General features: G+C 32.8%; 13 protein-coding genes and 1 pseudogene. 4 read left to right on the top strand and 10 right to left on the bottom strand.

What is annotated here, in order from left to right:
- Nucleotides 1–9 precede the first annotated feature (9 nt).
- Nucleotides 10–1170, top strand: coding sequence for an iron-containing alcohol dehydrogenase (locus AQ1689_RS09620; protein WP_101955946.1), 1161 nt, complete (start codon nt 10–12; stop codon nt 1168–1170).
- 160 nt (nt 1171–1330) lie between these two features.
- Nucleotides 1331–2008: a type 1 glutamine amidotransferase domain-containing protein gene (locus AQ1689_RS09625; RefSeq protein WP_101915286.1), complete on the top strand. Its 678-nt coding sequence runs from the start codon at nt 1331–1333 to the stop codon at nt 2006–2008.
- 281 nt (nt 2009–2289) lie between these two features.
- Here the strand turns inward: AQ1689_RS09625 and AQ1689_RS09630 are convergent, their stop codons facing one another.
- The 8 genes from AQ1689_RS09630 to glyA all read right to left on the bottom strand — a co-directional run bounded on the left by AQ1689_RS09630 (nt 2290) and on the right by glyA (nt 10342).
- Nucleotides 2290–2481, bottom strand: coding sequence for a cold-shock protein (locus tag AQ1689_RS09630; protein WP_058885023.1), 192 nt, complete (start codon nt 2479–2481; stop codon nt 2290–2292).
- A 69-nt stretch (nt 2482–2550) separates the two neighbouring features.
- A complete protein-coding gene (locus AQ1689_RS09635; RefSeq protein WP_101955947.1) occupies nt 2551–4086 on the bottom strand; it encodes an SDR family NAD(P)-dependent oxidoreductase in 1536 nt (511 codons plus the stop codon).
- A 259-nt stretch (nt 4087–4345) separates the two neighbouring features.
- A complete protein-coding gene (locus AQ1689_RS09640) occupies nt 4346–4810 on the bottom strand; it encodes a cold-shock protein (RefSeq protein WP_101915222.1) in 465 nt (154 codons plus the stop codon).
- 247 nt (nt 4811–5057) lie between these two features.
- The gene (locus tag AQ1689_RS09645; RefSeq protein ID WP_058885020.1) at nt 5058–5249 is read right to left on the bottom strand and encodes a cold-shock protein; all 192 of its coding nucleotides are present in this window, start codon (nt 5247–5249) and stop codon (nt 5058–5060) included.
- A gap of 171 nt (nt 5250–5420) precedes the next feature.
- Entirely contained in the window at nt 5421–6752 is a 1332-nt protein-coding gene (locus AQ1689_RS09650) for a DEAD/DEAH box helicase (RefSeq protein ID WP_101915221.1), read from the bottom strand.
- An 80-nt stretch (nt 6753–6832) separates the two neighbouring features.
- Nucleotides 6833–7384 (bottom strand): 1-acyl-sn-glycerol-3-phosphate acyltransferase, encoded by a 552-nt coding sequence (locus AQ1689_RS09655; RefSeq protein WP_101915220.1) that lies wholly within the window; start codon nt 7382–7384, stop codon nt 6833–6835.
- Between the two features lie 292 nt (nt 7385–7676).
- Nucleotides 7677–8918, bottom strand: coding sequence for a cation:proton antiporter (locus AQ1689_RS09660; protein ID WP_101915217.1), 1242 nt, complete (start codon nt 8916–8918; stop codon nt 7677–7679).
- Nucleotides 8919–9067: 149 nt separating this feature from the next.
- Nucleotides 9068–10342, bottom strand: a complete 1275-nt coding sequence (gene glyA / locus AQ1689_RS09665; RefSeq protein WP_101915285.1) for a serine hydroxymethyltransferase — start codon at nt 10340–10342, stop codon at nt 9068–9070.
- 242 nt (nt 10343–10584) lie between these two features.
- Here glyA and fahA point away from each other — a divergent pair, with 242 nt between their 5' ends.
- Nucleotides 10585–11868: a fumarylacetoacetase gene (gene fahA, locus AQ1689_RS09670; RefSeq protein ID WP_101955948.1), complete on the top strand. Its 1284-nt coding sequence runs from the start codon at nt 10585–10587 to the stop codon at nt 11866–11868.
- 136 nt (nt 11869–12004) lie between these two features.
- Here the strand turns inward: fahA and AQ1689_RS09675 are convergent, their stop codons facing one another.
- Together AQ1689_RS09675 and ytxJ are read right to left on the bottom strand one after the other, a co-directional pair.
- Entirely contained in the window at nt 12005–13585 is a 1581-nt protein-coding gene (locus tag AQ1689_RS09675) for a DEAD/DEAH box helicase (protein WP_101955949.1), read from the bottom strand.
- An 80-nt stretch (nt 13586–13665) separates the two neighbouring features.
- Entirely contained in the window at nt 13666–14061 is a 396-nt protein-coding gene (gene ytxJ, locus AQ1689_RS09680; protein ID WP_058885013.1) for a bacillithiol system redox-active protein YtxJ, read from the bottom strand.
- 307 nt (nt 14062–14368) lie between these two features.
- On the opposite strand from ytxJ, the pseudogene clpB reads away from it, so the two are divergent.
- A pseudogene (gene clpB / locus AQ1689_RS09685) lies at nt 14369–17007 on the top strand (ATP-dependent chaperone ClpB).
- The last annotated feature ends 103 nt before the right edge of the window (nt 17008–17110 follow it).

Consider the following 17110-nt stretch of genomic DNA (forward strand, 5'->3'; position numbering starts at 1 on the left):
AAATGAATAATGAATAATTTTCAATTTAAAAATCCAACCAAGATTATCTTTGGAAAAGATACTATAAAAGAAATAACAACACAAATCCCTAAAGATGCAAAGGTTTTACTACTTTTTGGCGGCGGAAGTATTAAAAAAAATGGTGTTTATAACCAGGTAAAAGAAGCCTTAAAAACTGTTGAGGTTGTTGAATTTGGCGGAATTCCTGCAAATCCAGAATATTCGGTACTCTTAGACGCTTTAAAAGTAATTAAAGAGGAAAAAATCACGTATTTATTAGCTGTTGGTGGTGGTTCTGTTATCGATGGAACGAAGTTTTTATCGGCTGCTGCATTATATGATGGCGAAATTCCTTGGGATATTTTAACCAATAACATCAGAACTGAAAAAGGAATGCCTTTTGGAACGGTTTTAACAATGCCCGCAACAGGTTCTGAAATGAATTCTGGCGCAGTAATTACCCGAAGAGAAACCAAAGAAAAGCTTGCCATGGGCGGTCCTGGATTATTTCCTGAATTTTCAGTCTTAGATCCGCAAGTAATTACCTCTATTCCACAACGTCAATTAGCCAATGGTTTAGCAGATTCATTTACACACGTTTTAGAACAATATATGACCTATCCTGTAGGTGGATTATTGCAAGATCGTTTTGCAGAAAGCATTTTACAAACTATTATTGAAGTTGCGCCAAAAGTTTTAAAAGATCCTACGGATTACAAAGCCGCTGCAAATTATATGTGGAGTTGTACGATGGCTTTAAATGGATTAATTCAACAAGGCGTTCCTGGCGATTGGGCAGTACATGGAATCGGACATGAATTAACGGCTTTATTTGGTATTGATCACGCGCGTACTTTGGCAATAATTGCACCAAGCCATTACGCCTTTAATTTTGAAGCTAAAAAAGAAAAATTAGCACAATATGCCGAACGTGTTTGGAATGTTACCACAGGTTCTACGGATGAAAAAGCACAAGCTGGTATTGATAAAACAGTGACTTTTTTCCATGAATTAGGTATTGATACTAAATTATCAGAGTACACGAAAGATTATGAAGGAACTGCTGAAATAATCGCAAAACGCTTTACAGAACGTGGTTGGTTAGCTTTGGGAGAGCATCAATCTTTATCGCCTAAAAACGTTGAAGAAATCGTAAAAATGGCGTATTAATTTTTGATAGATGAAAATACTACAAAAAGCAGCCATTATATTTCCAATGATTTCTGCAATAATCTTTGGAATGATTTTAATATCAAGCTGTAAAACAGCAAACAATAATTCTGCGGAAACAATTTCTTCGGAAGAAAAAACAACCACTAAAACTAAAAAAATGAACATCTTATTTGTTTTAACATCACACGATAAATTAGGGAATACGGATAAAAAAACAGGATTTTGGGTAGAAGAATTTGCTGCTCCGTATTACGCTTTATTAGATAAAGGTGCTACAATTACCATCGCAACACCAAAAGGAGGCGCTGCTCCTATTGACCCAAGTAGTGATTCGCCCGATGCTGCTACAAAAGCAACCGAGCGTTTTAATAAAGACGACGCTGCAAAGGCTAAAATTGAAAATACACAAACATTAACAACGATCAATGCGGATGATTTTGACGCTGTTTTCTATCCTGGCGGACACGGTCCTTTATGGGATTTAGCAGAAGATGTTGCTTCGATAGCGTTAATTGAAGAATTCAACAATCAAAACAAACCGATTGCTTTTGTATGCCACGCTCCTGCGGCTTTAAAAGAAGTTAAAAATGCCGATGGGACTCCTTTGGTAAACGGTAAAAAAGTTACAGGATTTACAAATTCTGAAGAACAAGCTGTTGGGCTTACCGATATTGTTCCTTTTTTAGTAGAAGATATGCTAACTAAAAATGGTGGAATCTATTCGAAAAAAGACGATTGGAATGCTTATGCAATACAAGATGGTAATTTAATTACAGGACAAAATCCAGCATCTTCTGAATTAGTTGCTGATAAATTAATAAATAGCTTAAAATAACCCCCTCTCCCCATTTTTTTAAGCAAGTAAAAGGCTGTTCTAATTATATAGACAGCCTTTTTTGGTTTTAAGTTTTAAATGTTAGCAGTTTAGCAGTATTTTGGTTTTTAGTACAAATCCTTAGCCCCGATTGAAGCTTTGTTTGAGCTCTTTTTTGTTTTTTCTTTTAAAAAACAAAAAAAGCGAGTGCGGAAAGCGGGAAATTGCTTCAAAAAAAAATATTACACACAAAAAAAAGCCCATCAGTAAATGATGGGCTTTTTAATTTTAAAGATATATGCTTAGATCACTTTTACGTTCACTGCATTTGGTCCTTTCTTACCTTCTTCTAAGTCAAATTCAACTTGGTCACCTTCTCTAATCTCATCGATTAATCCTGAGATGTGTACAAAGTGGTCTTTTTCAACTCCTTCTTCTGTAATAAATCCAAATCCTTTTGTGTCGTTGAAAAATTTTACTGTTCCTGTACTCATAATGTTACTATATTTATTTTAATAATTACTAACTAGATTGCAAAGATAATGCCATAAATTATAAAATGCCTACCAATCAATAGGAAAATAATCTTTTAAGAACTTACCAGACCAATGTTTCCCTGTATTTATACCGTCAATTAACGGATCCATAACACGTGCTGCACCATCTACAATATCTAAAGGTGGTTGAAAATCGTGTGTTTCTACTTTCTTTTTAGATAATTCCGCAGGATCTTCATCGGTAACCCAACCAGTATCCACGGCATTCATATAAATTCCTGACTTTGCAAAAGTTGATGCTGAGGTATGTGTTAACATATTTAAAGCCGCTTTTGCCATATTTGTGTGCGGGTGTCTATCTACTTTTTTAAATCGATGAAACTTCCCTTCCATTGCAGTTACATTAATGATGTGCTTTTTACCCGTGTTTTCTTTCATCATTAAATTAGACAAACGATTACATAAAACAAACGGCGCAACAGCATTTACTAACTGTACTTCTACCATTTCAGTGGTTTCAATTTCACCTAATCTTAAACGCCAGCTATTGGTTTTTCTTAAATCTACTTGTTGTAAATCGGCATCTAGTTCGCCTTCAGGGAAAACCTCAGCAGTTTGTAACGAATTATCAAAACTATATGGAATCTGAGATAATGCTGCTGAATTACGCAAACCAATTCCAGGCTCAGGACCATGCCAAGTAACAGGCAATACATTATTTTTACTTGTTTTATCCGTAGGAACACTTAAGCTTGATAACTCTTCTAAACAGCCAACATGATCACTTAATAACTTTTGGGCTAACTTCGGAAGTTTATCAACAGGAAGCTTTTCATTTTCCATTAAATGGAAGTAAAAACCTGAAGGTCTTCTTACGGTTTGTGCCGCATTATTGATTAAAATATCTAATCGATCGTATTTTTGCTCTATATAATTACAGAAAATCTCTACACTTGGAATATGACGTAAATCAAGCCCGTGAATATGTAAGCGATCACTCCAGTCTTTATAATCTTCTTCTTTAGAAAAACGAATTGCTGAATCGGCAGGAAAACGTGTTGTAGCAACAACCCTTGCTCCCGAACGCAATAACATTAAGGTTATATGGTATCCAATTTTTAATCGAGACCCTGTAATAACCGCAACTTGATCGGTTAAATCGGTTAATTGAAAACGTTTTGCATAGTTTAAATCACCACAATCTTTACACATGGTATCATAAAAATGATGCAGTTTTGTATAAACGGTTTTACAAACGTAGCAGTTTCTAGGCGATTCTAGTTCTAAAGTATCTTCGGATAAATCGGCAGCTGCCAATAATTTAGGAGCGACAAACAATGCCGATTCTCTTGCCGAACGAATTCCTGTTGTTTTTCTAGCGTGTGTATCTTTGGCAATCATTTTACGTTTTGCCGCTTTTTTCGCGTCTTTTCTTCTACGCTCAAACTCCGTACGATTCGGTCTTGTTAATTCACCTGCTGCTTTAAAAAGTGCTACTCTTTCTTGTTCAGGTAATTCAAAAAGCTGATTTGTATCTGCTAATAAATGTTGCAATGTAGCGATACAAGATGCTATATCTACACTTGATTTTTGTTCACTCATATCAAACTACTTTTTTATTTTTTTTAAATTTATATTCGGGCGCGAAATTACTGCTTTTTATTTTAATATTTCACAAGCGCACGTACAGACGCGATTTATTGCGTCTTGCACCTCGCATCAATCTAAAATAAAAATAATACAATATTTTCATGTGATTCACACGATAATTATTTTCACACGCATGTGAAACACTAAAACAAAAAAAGAGATTAACCTTTTGTAAGGTCAATCTCTTTTAATTTGAAAGCGGTACGTAAAATTATTTAACTAAAGTTACTTTTACTGCGTTCATCCCTTTCATCCCTTTTTCAAGTTCGAAACTTACTTTGTCATTTTCAGAAATTTCATCAATAATACCACTTACGTGTGTAAAATATTTTTCTTGATCTGCTGAATCGATAATAAAACCAAATCCTTTAGATGAATCAAAAAACGAAACTGTTCCCTTTCTAATAGGATCAAACGCTTCTTTATCGCCTTCTAAAGTTTTAGGAACGCTAACTTGAATGTCTTCTGCGTTAATAACAATTGGTTTTTGATCTGGATCAGGAGGTGTTGAAGATAAATTCCCATAAGCATCTGTATATGCGAATTCAATTCCTGTTGGACCATTTTCTCTTATGTCTGCCTTACGAGCATCCATTTTCTTTTTTTTATCGTCACGTTTTTTTAAACGCTTTTTCTCTTTTTCATTCTTGTTAAATGATTGCTGAGATTTTGCCATAATATTTAATATAGAATTATACTACTAGTTTTAATTTAGAATAAGATATGAAAACCCTTTTTAAGGGGGAATCATTACAATTGCCCCAATATACCCTAAATTGTGTTAATTTCTGTAATTTTTATCATTTATTTTTATAAAAAACGTATTTTGAAGCATTTTTGAAACAAAATAAATGATTTTCCTTAAAAAAGGAAATAAAAAAGTCCATCAAAGACGATGGACTTTAAAATGGTAAATATATTTTTTAGATCACTTTTACGTTCACTGCATTTGGTCCTTTGTTTCCTTCTTCTAAATCGAATTCAACTTGGTCACCTTCTCTAATCTCATCGATTAATCCTGAAATGTGTACAAAATGGTCTTTTTCAACACCTTCTTCTGTAATAAATCCAAATCCTTTTGTATCGTTGAAAAATTTTACTATTCCTTTATTCATTGTAATGTAATTAAATAATTTATAAACTTACTTGTCTGTTTGCAAAGATGCTACCATATTTTCACATATAACACATATTTGTTCATTTATTTTTGATAAACAACAAAATCAATAACAAACCAAGTACTTATTATACTGCTTGTTTGCTGTAATCTTTCGTTTTAAAAAAGTCTATTTTTTAGCATCCTTTTTAGGCGTTATCGTATTCGATTCGGCTAAGTAATTTGCTAAAATTTTATCCACCAACTCTTCTTTTGTTAAATGATGAAAAATTGTTTTTACTTTTGATTTAAAATCTTCAGAAACATTACGGTTTGGTTTGGTTTTAAATATTTTTTTCGCCCAAATTAACCCATTATTTTCTTCAATACTTTGCGCATCTGCCTTTTTAAAAGGCTTAAAAACAATCCCTAATTCCTTTTCGAAATCAGCAATATCTTTTACCTCATCTTCTTGTAAAACCGTTAAAGAAAGCCCCTTTGCTCCTGCTCTTGCCGTTCTTCCGCTTCGGTGAACATACGCTTCATAGGTATCTGGTAAATGATAATTAACCACATAAGAAACCTCTTTTACATCAATACCACGCGCTGCTAAATCGGTAGCGACTAAAATATCAATATAGCCTTCTCTGAATTGCCCCATAATTCGATCACGAATTCCTTGGGTTAAGCTACCGTGAATTGCCCCTGACGAAAATTTATTAATCGCTAAGTTTTTAGCTAATTTATTAACCGCCGCCTTGGTTTTACAGAAAATAATACCACGCTGCCCTTCTTTCGAATTTAAAAAATGAAGTAATACTTCTAATTTTTCAATAGGCTTTACAACGACATATTGATGCGCTATTCCTTGATGCCCAACTGTTGTCATATCCGCTTGGATATTTACAACATTTTTAGACATATAATTTTGAACCAACTGCTTTATAGCTCCCGACATGGTTGCTGTAAACAATAAAGTTCTTCTGTTTTTTGCATTTGGAATTCCTTTAATAATAGTATCTACCTCTTCTTTTAAAGCACTTACCATTTCATCAGCTTCATCTAAGACAAAATATTTTACTTCTTTAATATTGATAGCACCACGCTTTACTAAATCGACCAAACGACCTGGTGTTGCCACGACAATATGTGTGGTTTCTTTTAAACGCTCCATTTGAGGTTTTATAGGAATTCCTCCACATACAGAAGCGATGCTTATTTCAGGCATATTGGTAGCAAAAGATACTAAATTTGCATGAATCTGCTGTCCTAGCTCTCTTGTAGGTGCTAAAATTAAAGTTTGTACGCTGGTGTTTTCGATATCAATAGATTGCAATAAAGGCAGTCCAAAAGCAGCAGTTTTACCTGTTCCTGTTTTTGCTAAAACAACAACATCTTCTTTTTGATTTAGAATAACAGGGATCGTTTTTTCTTGTACATCTGTAGGTACCGTAATTTTTAAAGCAACTAAACCCTGTTGTAATTGTTGATTAATTCCTAAATCTGAAAATTGTTTTGGCATAAAAATATATTTTTTTGCAAAGATAATCACTCTTTACAGCAAATACACTTCTTTTTATGCTAGTTTTCTTGTATCAGAAATTATATAAAAGATTTATTATTAAATAATTCAGGGTTTTCGCCTTTAATATTTTTATAAAATTGATAAAAATGCTCGAAATCGGCTTTTATATCGCCTGTGGTATAAAAAGGTTTTGATAGCTTTACTTCCTTATTTTCAAAGTCGAAACCAAGCATTACAATTGGCACGTTTGCCCCTTGTGCGATATAATAAAAACCTGTTTTCCATTTTTCTACAAACTGCCTTGTTCCTTCTGGCGATATTGCCAATCTGAACTCCTCTTTTGTATTAAAAACATCAATAATAGCATCTACCACGTTGGCGCTTTTGCTTCTGTCGATAGGAACTCCACCAACTGCTTTAAAAAACAAGCCAAAAGGCGGTTTAAATAATGATTTTTTACCTGCGAAATTAAGTTTTGTACGGGTAATATTTTTTGAAAACAACCCAACCATAAAATCTTGCCAACTGGTATGAGGTGCGCCAATTAACACGTATTTATTGAGTTCTTTAGGGAATTCGCCGTTAAATTTCCAGCCTAAAATTTTAGTAAATATAATTTTTGATATCATGTTTTGTAAAATATAATAGTATAGATGCCAAAAATAGGGTTTTATTTTTCAAAACAGATAGGTTATCATCATTTTGCTTTTGCATGGGGTTGTTTGATACCGCGCGTAGTGTACAGACGCGATTTATCGCGTCTCCCATAATATATACAACATATATATAACATAGTTATAATTTTATCATCATCAATTTTTATTTTTATATCGAATTTGATATCAATATTATATAAATAACCACAAAAAAAGACGCGATAAATAAATCGCGTCTCTACCCAATAATAATCAATAAAATTACTTACTCCTTCAATCGCTTCACTAATTTATCTACGGTTAAACCCTGTGCGATTATAGAAAAAACCACCACAATGTAAGTAATTACTAAAAATAATTCTCTTTCCATACTTGCAGATAATCCTAAAGCTAAAGCGATTGAAATTCCACCTCGCAAACCTCCCCAAGTCATAATAACATCGGTGTTTTTTACGAAATCTAGTTTCTTTTCGAATATTTTTATCGGCAAAAATAACGACGCATAACGGCATATCAAACAAATAGGAATTGCTAATAAACCAGCCAACACAAACTTTCCTTCTATGGCTAAAACTAACATTTCCATTCCTATCAATACAAATAAAATAGCGTTTAATAAAATATCTATTAATTCCCAGAATTTATCTACATATTTCTCGGTAGTTTCCGACATTGAATGTGCTCTTACCGTGTCGTTTCCTACAATTAAACCCGCAGTTACCATTGCCAAAGGCGCTGATAAATGAAATTTATGACATAAAACAGTTCCGCCCATTACAGTGGCTAAGGTGATAATTACTTCAATATCAAAATCATCAATAGATTTTAATAATTGGTAAGTAACCCAACCTAAAATAAGCCCAATTCCAATACCTCCTATTACTTCCTGTCCGAAAAGTTGCGCTACATCTAATGCACTTACATTTGCGGTTCCTGATTCGGCAATTTTAAAGATTGTTAAAAAGATAACAACACCTACACCATCATTAAATAAAGACTCCCCAACAATTTTTGTTTCTAATTTTTTAGGAACTCCTGCTTTTTTTAAGATTCCTAAAACCGCAATCGGATCGGTTGGTGAAATTAATGCTCCGAACAGTAAACAATTGATAAAACTAACCTCTAAACTGATCAGTTGTAGACCAAAATACATGGCGATACCTACTAAAAACGTAGATGTTAAAACCCCTAATGTTGAAAACAATAAAATGGGTCTTCGTTGTATTTTAAGTTGATCAAAATTGGTGTGTAATGCTCCTGCGAAAAGTAAGAAACTTAGCATTTCATCTAAAAGCAAGGTTTTGAAATCTATTTTTGAAATAATGGATTTCTCGAAGTTTAATAATGTCGGATCTATATTAGACCACAAAAGAACACCGAAGGTGAATAAGATAGTTAAAATCATTAACCCAATCGTATTTGGGAGTTTTAAAAACCGCACATTGATATATCCGAATACTGCGGATAAAAAAATTAGTACGGTGGCTATTACATAAATATCATTCATATTGATAAAATTTTAAATTTTTAGCGTTATTTTTATTAGATGAATTAGTTAGCTGAAATTCAGAAACAAAATTAATGTAAAAAAGCACCTCAAATTTAATTAAGGTGCTTTTTGTAGAATATATAATTATTTAGTGTGATAAATTTAAATTACATAATAAATAATCTACGGTGCTGCATTAAGTCTTGTACTTGCTCAGCTATTTGCCCTAATTTATCTTCATCAGAAGCGTTTTTAATAGCATCATCAATTAAATCAACAACAGTTTGCATATCTTCTTCTTGCAATCCACGGGTGGTAATTGCAGGTGTTCCAATACGAATTCCTGAAGTTACAAAAGGAGATTCTGTATCAAAAGGAACCATATTTTTGTTTACCGTAATATCTGCTTTTCCTAAAGCGATTTCAGCGTCTTTTCCTGTAATATTTTTGTTACGTAAATCAATCAACATCATGTGATTGTCTGTTCCTCCAGAAATAATATCATATCCTTTAGCTACAAAAGCTGCTGCCATAGCTTTGGCATTTTCTTTTACTTGTAGTTGATATTCTAAAAATTCATCAGTTAAAGCTTCACCAAAAGCCACTGCTTTAGCTGCAATAACGTGCTCTAAAGGTCCTCCTTGATTTCCTGGGAAAACTGCAGAATTTATCAATGTTGACATTTTCTTTAACTTCCCTGATTTTAATTTTAATCCAAAAGGATTTTCAAAATCTTTACCAATCATAATAATTCCTCCACGTGGACCACGTAAAGTTTTATGAGTTGTTGAGGTAACAATATGACAATGTGGTAATGGGTCAGATAAAATTCCTTTGGCAATTAAACCTGCAGGATGAGAAATATCTGCCATTAAAACAGCACCAACGCTATCTGCAATTTCTCTAAATTTAGCAAAATCCATATCACGAGAATATGCCGAAGCTCCTGCGATAATTAATTTTGGCTTGTGCTCTTTTGCTTGTGCTTCTAAATGCTTGTAATCAATTTTACCAGTTTCTTTATCAACACCATAAAAAACAGGGTTGTATAATTTACCAGAAAAATTTACTGATGATCCGTGTGTTAAATGCCCACCGTGCGATAAATCAAAACCTAAAATAGTATCTCCAGGCTTTAAACATGCCGCAAAAACAGCCGTGTTTGCTTGCGATCCTGAATGTGGCTGTACATTTACATATTCAGCGCCAAATAATTCTTTAGCTCTGTCAATAGCAATTTGCTCTACAATATCAACCACTTCACACCCACCGTAGTAACGTTTACCCGGGTATCCTTCTGCATATTTATTAGTTAAAATAGAACCTTGCGCTTCCATTACTTGTTCACTTACAAAGTTTTCAGAAGCAATCAATTCTAAACCATTTAGTTGACGTTCTTTTTCTTCTTGAATTAAATCGAATATTTGATGATCTTTTTGCATCTTATCTTTTTTATCTTTTGTGATATAATTTGTTATATAATAATCCAAATGTAATAATTTTATTATGGAAAGTTTAGGCAATTGTTATCTATTTTAAAACAAGCACATACGCAAGAAGTTAACGAATACTATATTGACATCATTTGTATTATTTTAACTTTTTTATTGTTTTTTTACAAGATGACTATTGGTTTTAACTGAAAAAATATGTAGGTTTGATGTAAAATAAATACAGATATTCAATGAAAATAACAGCAAATAATCCGAATAGAAAATCTTGGATACATGTAGATGAAAATTCTGATTTCCCCATACAAAACATTCCTTTTGGAGTCTTTATAACTAAGGAAGACATTATAACAATAGGAACTAGAATTGGTGATTTCGCTATTGATTTAGGTGCCTTGCATCAGTTAGGTTATTTTAAGGAAATTCCTTTAACCGATGATATTTTTTTACAAGACACTTTAAATGATTTTATTGCTGATGGGCGTAAAACTTGGCGCTTGGTTCGTAATAAAATTGCCGATATTTTTGATGTAAACACTATTGATTTACAAGAAAACTCGGAACATAAAAAGGATATTATTTTTAAAATGGAAGATGTTGAAATGCAACTTCCCGTAGCTGTTGGTGATTATACTGATTTTTATGCAAGCAAAGAACACGCAACCAATGTAGGGTCTTTATTTCGTGATCCTGAAAATGCCTTATTACCAAACTGGCTACATATTCCTATTGGCTACCACGGTAGAAGTTCATCTATTATTCCTTCAGGAACTCCTGTACGTCGTCCTGTTGGGCAACAAAGACCTAGCGAAGGATCTACAACGCCAAATTTTGGGGCTTCAAAATTGTTAGATTTTGAATTAGAAATGGCTTTTATTACTACAGTGGCAAATGATTTAGGTGATAGAATTCCTATTCAAGATGCTGATGAATATATTTTCGGATTGGTTTTATTTAACGATTGGTCTGCTCGTGATATACAGGCTTGGGAGTATGTTCCTTTAGGGCCGTTTTTAGGAAAGAGCTTTGCTTCTACTATTTCTCCTTGGATTGTTACTTTAGATGCCTTATCGCCTTTTAGAGTTGATAACCCAAAGCAAGTACATGAACCTTTACCGTATTTGAAAAAAGAAGGAAAAGATAGTTTTGATATCAATTTACAGATGGCGATTCAGCCTGAAGGAAAAGAAGAAACGGTCGTTTGTAACTCGAATTTTAAATATATGTATTGGACTATGGCGCAACAATTAGCGCATCATACCATAAACGGTTGTCCTATAAATGCGGGTGATATGATGGGTTCAGGAACTATTTCAGGACCTACCAAAGATAGCTTTGGTTCTATGTTAGAGTTAACTTGGCGAGGACAAAATCCATTAAAAATGAATGATGATTCAGAGCGTAAATTTATAAACGATCACGATACTGTTATTATGCGTGGATATTCTAAAAATGATGAGGTTCGCATTGGTTTTGGAGAATGTACAGGTAAAGTTTTACCAGCTATTGAATTTTAGAGATTTAGAGAAATTTTAGAGATTTATCAAAATTTTAATTTTATTATTTAGAGCATAAAAAAGCCATTTCGTATTGAAATGGCTTTTTTTTATATTTATTACTTAAAACTTGAATAGTCTTTTCTGTTTTCTACTATTATTCTTCGTCCTCGTCGTCTTCCTCTTCTTCTTCAATTGGTGGATGTCCAAAAATTTCTTCATAAACGACATCAAAATTAGCACGTAAATAGGCATTTAATTTCTTTCGATAATCATCTCGTAACCAATCGATAAAATTATGGGTAGATTTACAAATACATTTCGAATATCGGTGAATTCTATCATCAATTTCACCCCCTAATTTTCTAGCTAAAATTAAGGCATCAAAAACATCTTCACTATTTTCGATGCAAATTCTTGCATGATGCTCTATTGATTTTTCCAATACTTTTTTAGACGATTGCCCTGCCTGTATAACATCAATATATACTTTTTTTACATCAAAATAGACATCTTCAGTTTTTGAAAATTCTTCTCTAATATTTGTAGGCAATTCATATCTAAATTCATTTTCTATTTCTTCATCTGACAATAAATTATCTAAATAAAAATTAGGTGCTCTAAACATTTTGTGCCAATCTAAATCAGCTCCCCAAGGACCAAAACGATGAAAATTATTTCCGAGGTCAATCACATTAAACGTAGATTTCCCTTTAAAAATACGAGATCCCCTACCAATCATCTGATAATACAATGTTAATGATTTTGTAGCCCTATTTAAAATAATAGATTTTACCGAAGGTTCATCAAAACCAGTCGTTAAAATACTTACCGAGGTGATAATGGCATTTGGTGTTTCATGAAACCATTTTAAAATACCGTCACGCTCTTTTTTAGTATTGGTGTTGTCTAAATGCGCAATATCATAACCTGCTTTTTTAAAGGTATCATATACGTGTAACGAGGTGTTAATTCCGTTATTAAAAATCAACGTTTTTGTTCCTTTTGCACGTTCTTCGTAAGCTTGTAAAAGCTTTGATAACATGTCGGTATTGGTATATAAATCTTCGGATGATTTTACAGTATAATCTCCGTTTGCTCCTATTTCTAAAGATGTTAAACCAACATTATAAGAAAAAACATTTGCTCTTGCTAAATATTCATTTTGAATTAAAGTTCCAATACTTTCGCCTGCAATTAAATCATCATAATTGTCTTTCATAGGCAATTTGATATTCGAACTCAAAGGCGTTGCGGTAACTCCTAAAACAAACGATTTATCAAAAAACTTAAATAATTTGGTAAATGAATTATAATGCGCTTCATCAATAATAACCAAACCTACATCAGAAATATCTAACATTTCGTCGTTTAAACGATTGTTTAGCGTTTCTACCATTGCAACGAAACAATCGTATTTGTCTTGGTCATCTAAATCGGCTTTACTATCAATAATTTTATTATCTACGCCAAATTCGCCAAGCATTTTTGCTGTTTGCTTGCATAATTCAATACGGTGAGTCATTATCAGTACTTTTTTCTGATAATGTTTTATAAACTGACGGGTAATTTCTGAAAATATTACTGTTTTACCTCCACCTGTTGGTAGTTGATATAATAGATGAAAATTTTCAGGAGCATTTTCAAAACATTTGAAAATTTTAAAGAGTGCTTCTTTTTGATAATCGTATAAGTTTTTTCCTTTGGTTTCTTGTGGAGGTGTGTTTTCGTTGCTCAATTTTATGCTTTTTTATACTTTTTTCGAATAGGCAAAAATACGACGTATTTAAGTAAGTTTTGATAAAACCACTATGTTTTTTAGAATTTTGTCAAATCAATTTGAGCAATTTCATAATGAGAAGCATGGGCTACGACTGCTTCTTTTTGAATAATTAAGAGTTGAGGTGATTGATGTTCTACCTGAAATTGAATTCCTATTTCGTTCGAAATTTCTCTATAAGAAATCAAATCAAGGTAATACACTTTAAAATCTTTTAAAGACTCATCAAAACTCTTTTCAAAACGACTCTTTGCTACACTACTAATACTACATCTTGTGGAATGTTTAAAAATAGCAATCGGTTCTTTTTGTGATTGTTTTTTTATGTCTTCTAGTTGCGATAAAGCGATTAACGGAATCCAATTAATAAATGTTTTATCCTCTGAACTATTCGTATCTTTAGTACCGCCAAATATTGTGTTAAGTATTCCCATTTTTTGTGTGGTTTTTATTTTTTAAGCAGGTAAATATACGATATAAAATAGTTAGGGGTCTTAAAACAGGTTTTTTATGATGGTTAATCAACTCTAATAAACTGTCAAAAAGTCATTAAAAACAAACTAAATAAGCTTTTTAAAGGGTTTTGTATGACTTCTTGTCTTTATTTTGATGTAAATCAATGTAAAAATATTAAAAACACCCCCTTTAGCACTACTTGGTCTACTTGGTACTACTTTTGCCTTTAGTCACTTGAAGTAACGTAAAAAATGAAAAAGTTAACTAGTTAAATAATTTTAAATTATGAACTTGAATAATTATACAACAAAATCACAAGAAACCATACAGCAGGCGCAGCAGATAGCGCAAGAATATGGACATCAGCAATTAGAAAACGAGCATATTTTTAAAGCCTTATTTTCGGTAGATCAAAACGTATTGCCTTTTATTTTAAAGAAGCTGAATATTAATATTAGTGTTTTACAGCAAATTTTAGACAAACAATTAGAAGGATTTCCTAAAGTTTCTGGCGGCGAATTAATGCTTTCTCGACAAGCGAATAAAGCCTTAAATGAAGCATCAATTATTGCTAAAAAAATGACCGATGAGTATGTTTCTATTGAGCATTTAATTTTAGCTATTTTCAAATCAACAAGTCAAATCGCCCAGGTTTTAAAAGACCAAGGTGTTACTGAAAAAAGCTTAACAGCAACCATTGATGAATTACGAAAAGGTGAACGTGTTACTTCTCAAAGTGCTGAGGAAACCTATAATTCATTAAATAAATTTGCAAATAACTTAAATAAGTTAGCACAAAACGGAAAGTTAGATCCTGTAATTGGGCGTGACGAAGAAATCCGAAGATTATTGCAGATTTTATCTCGAAGAACAAAAAATAACCCCCTATTAGTTGGTGAACCAGGAACAGGTAAAACAGCGATTGCAGAAGGTTTAGCACATAGAATTATCCGTGGCGATGTTCCTGATAATTTAAAAGATAAAGTAATTTATTCTTTAGATATGGGGGCGTTAATTGCAGGTGCAAAATACAAAGGAGAATTTGAAGAACGTTTAAAATCCGTAGTAAAAGAGGTTACCTCATCAGACGGAAATATCGTTTTATTTATCGATGAAATTCATACCTTAGTTGGTGCGGGTGGCGGTGACGGCGCTATGGATGTGGCTAATATTTTAAAACCCGCCCTAGCCCGTGGTGAATTACGAGCTATCGGTGCGACTACTTTAGATGAATATCAAAAATATTTTGAAAAAGATAAAGCTTTAGAGCGTCGTTTTCAAAAGGTAATTGTTGATGAGCCTGATACCGAAAGCGCTATTTCTATCCTTCGAGGAATTAAAGAGAAATACGAAGCACATCACAAAGTACGTATTAAAGATGAAGCTATTATTGGGGCGGTTGAATTGAATTATCGCAACGTTATATAACAAATCGTTTTTTGCCAGATAAAGCCATTGATTTAATGGATGAAGCAGCTGCTAAATTACGAATGGAAATGAATTCTAAGCCAGAAAACTTAGATATTCTTGATCGTAAAATAATGCAGATAGAGATTGAAATTGAAGCAATTAAACGTGAAAATGATGTTGTTAAATTAAAATCTTTAAATGAAGATGTTGCTAATCTTAAAGAAGAACGTAATGAAATAAGTGCGAAATGGTTATCAGAAAAAGCCGTTGTAGATACTGTTCAGCAGTTAAAAATAGATATTGAAAATTATACAATTGAAGCTGATAAAGCCGAACGTAACGGTGATTACGGTAAAGTAGCAGAATTAAGATACGGTAAAATAAAAGAAGCTCAAAAATTATTAGAAGTTCAACAAGAGGCTTTAGAGAATCAACGTGAAAATTCTTTAATTAAAGAAGAGGTTACTTATGATGATATTGCCGAAGTTGTAGCTAAATGGACTGGCGTTCCTGTTACGAAAATGATTCAGTCAGAACGTGAAAAATTATTAAAACTAGAAGACGAATTACATAAACGTGTTGTAGGACAAGAAGAAGCTATTGTAGCGGTTTCAGACGCTGTGCGTCGTTCAAGAGCTGGTTTACAAAACCCTAACAAACCTTTAGGAAGCTTTTTATTCTTAGGAACTACAGGAGTCGGAAAAACAGAATTAGCAAAAGCCTTAGCCGATTATTTATTTGATGATGAAAATGCGATGACTCGTATTGATATGAGTGAATACCAAGAACGTCATTCTGTGAGTAGATTAGTTGGAGCGCCTCCTGGATACGTTGGTTATGATGAAGGCGGACAATTAACAGAAGCAGTTCGTAGAAAACCCTACTCTGTTGTTTTGTTAGATGAAATTGAAAAAGCGCATCCTGATACTTTTAATGTTTTACTTCAAGTTTTAGATGAAGGAAGATTAACGGATAATAAAGGACGTGTCGCTGATTTTAAAAACACCATCATTATTATGACCTCTAATATGGGAAGTCATCTTATTCAAGAAAAGTTTGAAGGTTTTGATATTTTAAAAGATGATGTTGATGCAACAATGGAACTTGCTAAAACGGAAGTTTTAGGATTATTAAAACAAACAGTACGTCCTGAGTTTATCAATAGAATTGATGATATCATTTTATTTACGCCACTGTCAGAACAAGATATTAAACAAATTGTACGCATACAATTAAACGGTGTTAAAAAAATGATCGCCGAACAACATATCACCTTAGATGCTACTGATGCTGCTATTGCATATTTGGCTAAAAAGGGCTATCAGCCAGAGTTTGGTGCACGTCCTGTAAAACGTGTGATTCAAAAAGAAGTATTGAATCAATTATCCAAAGAAATACTATCAGGAAATATTACGACCGATAGCATTATTTTATTAGATGCTTTTGATGGTGCTTTGGTTTTTAGAAATCAAACTGTTAAAAATAAAGCTCTTAAAGAAGAAACTACTGTTTAATTAAATTTAGTGCTAAAATCAAAAGAGCTACCTTTTTCGGGTAGCTCTTTTTTTGTTGTTTGTTTATCTTTTTCTTACTAAACAATTAACTTTTCCTTTTCTT

This window comes from Tenacibaculum finnmarkense (assembly GCF_900239185.1).
In the GTDB taxonomy this organism is placed as follows: Bacteria; Bacteroidota; Bacteroidia; order Flavobacteriales; family Flavobacteriaceae; genus Polaribacter; species Polaribacter finnmarkensis.

Excerpts from the sequence above, each read along its gene's own strand:
- AQ1689_RS09625 (WP_101915286.1), top strand. The coding sequence starts at position 1,331 with ATGAACATCTTATTTGTTTTAACATCACACGATAAATTAGGGAATACG.
- AQ1689_RS09630 (WP_058885023.1), bottom strand. The coding sequence starts at position 2,481 with ATGAGTACAGGAACAGTAAAATTTTTCAACGACACAAAAGGATTTGGA.
- AQ1689_RS09645 (WP_058885020.1), bottom strand. The coding sequence starts at position 5,249 with ATGAATAAAGGAATAGTAAAATTTTTCAACGATACAAAAGGATTTGGA.
- fahA (WP_101955948.1), top strand. The coding sequence starts at position 10,585 with ATGAAAATAACAGCAAATAATCCGAATAGAAAATCTTGGATACATGTA.
- AQ1689_RS09655 (WP_101915220.1), bottom strand. The coding sequence starts at position 7,384 with ATGATATCAAAAATTATATTTACTAAAATTTTAGGCTGGAAATTTAAC.
- AQ1689_RS09620 (WP_101955946.1), top strand. The coding sequence starts at position 10 with ATGAATAATTTTCAATTTAAAAATCCAACCAAGATTATCTTTGGAAAA.
- AQ1689_RS09660 (WP_101915217.1), bottom strand. The coding sequence starts at position 8,918 with ATGAATGATATTTATGTAATAGCCACCGTACTAATTTTTTTATCCGCA.
- AQ1689_RS09640 (WP_101915222.1), bottom strand. The coding sequence starts at position 4,810 with ATGGCAAAATCTCAGCAATCATTTAACAAGAATGAAAAAGAGAAAAAG.
- AQ1689_RS09635 (WP_101955947.1), bottom strand. The coding sequence starts at position 4,086 with ATGAGTGAACAAAAATCAAGTGTAGATATAGCATCTTGTATCGCTACA.
- glyA (WP_101915285.1), bottom strand. The coding sequence starts at position 10,342 with ATGCAAAAAGATCATCAAATATTCGATTTAATTCAAGAAGAAAAAGAA.
- AQ1689_RS09650 (WP_101915221.1), bottom strand. The coding sequence starts at position 6,752 with ATGCCAAAACAATTTTCAGATTTAGGAATTAATCAACAATTACAACAG.
- ytxJ (WP_058885013.1), bottom strand. The coding sequence starts at position 14,061 with ATGGGAATACTTAACACAATATTTGGCGGTACTAAAGATACGAATAGT.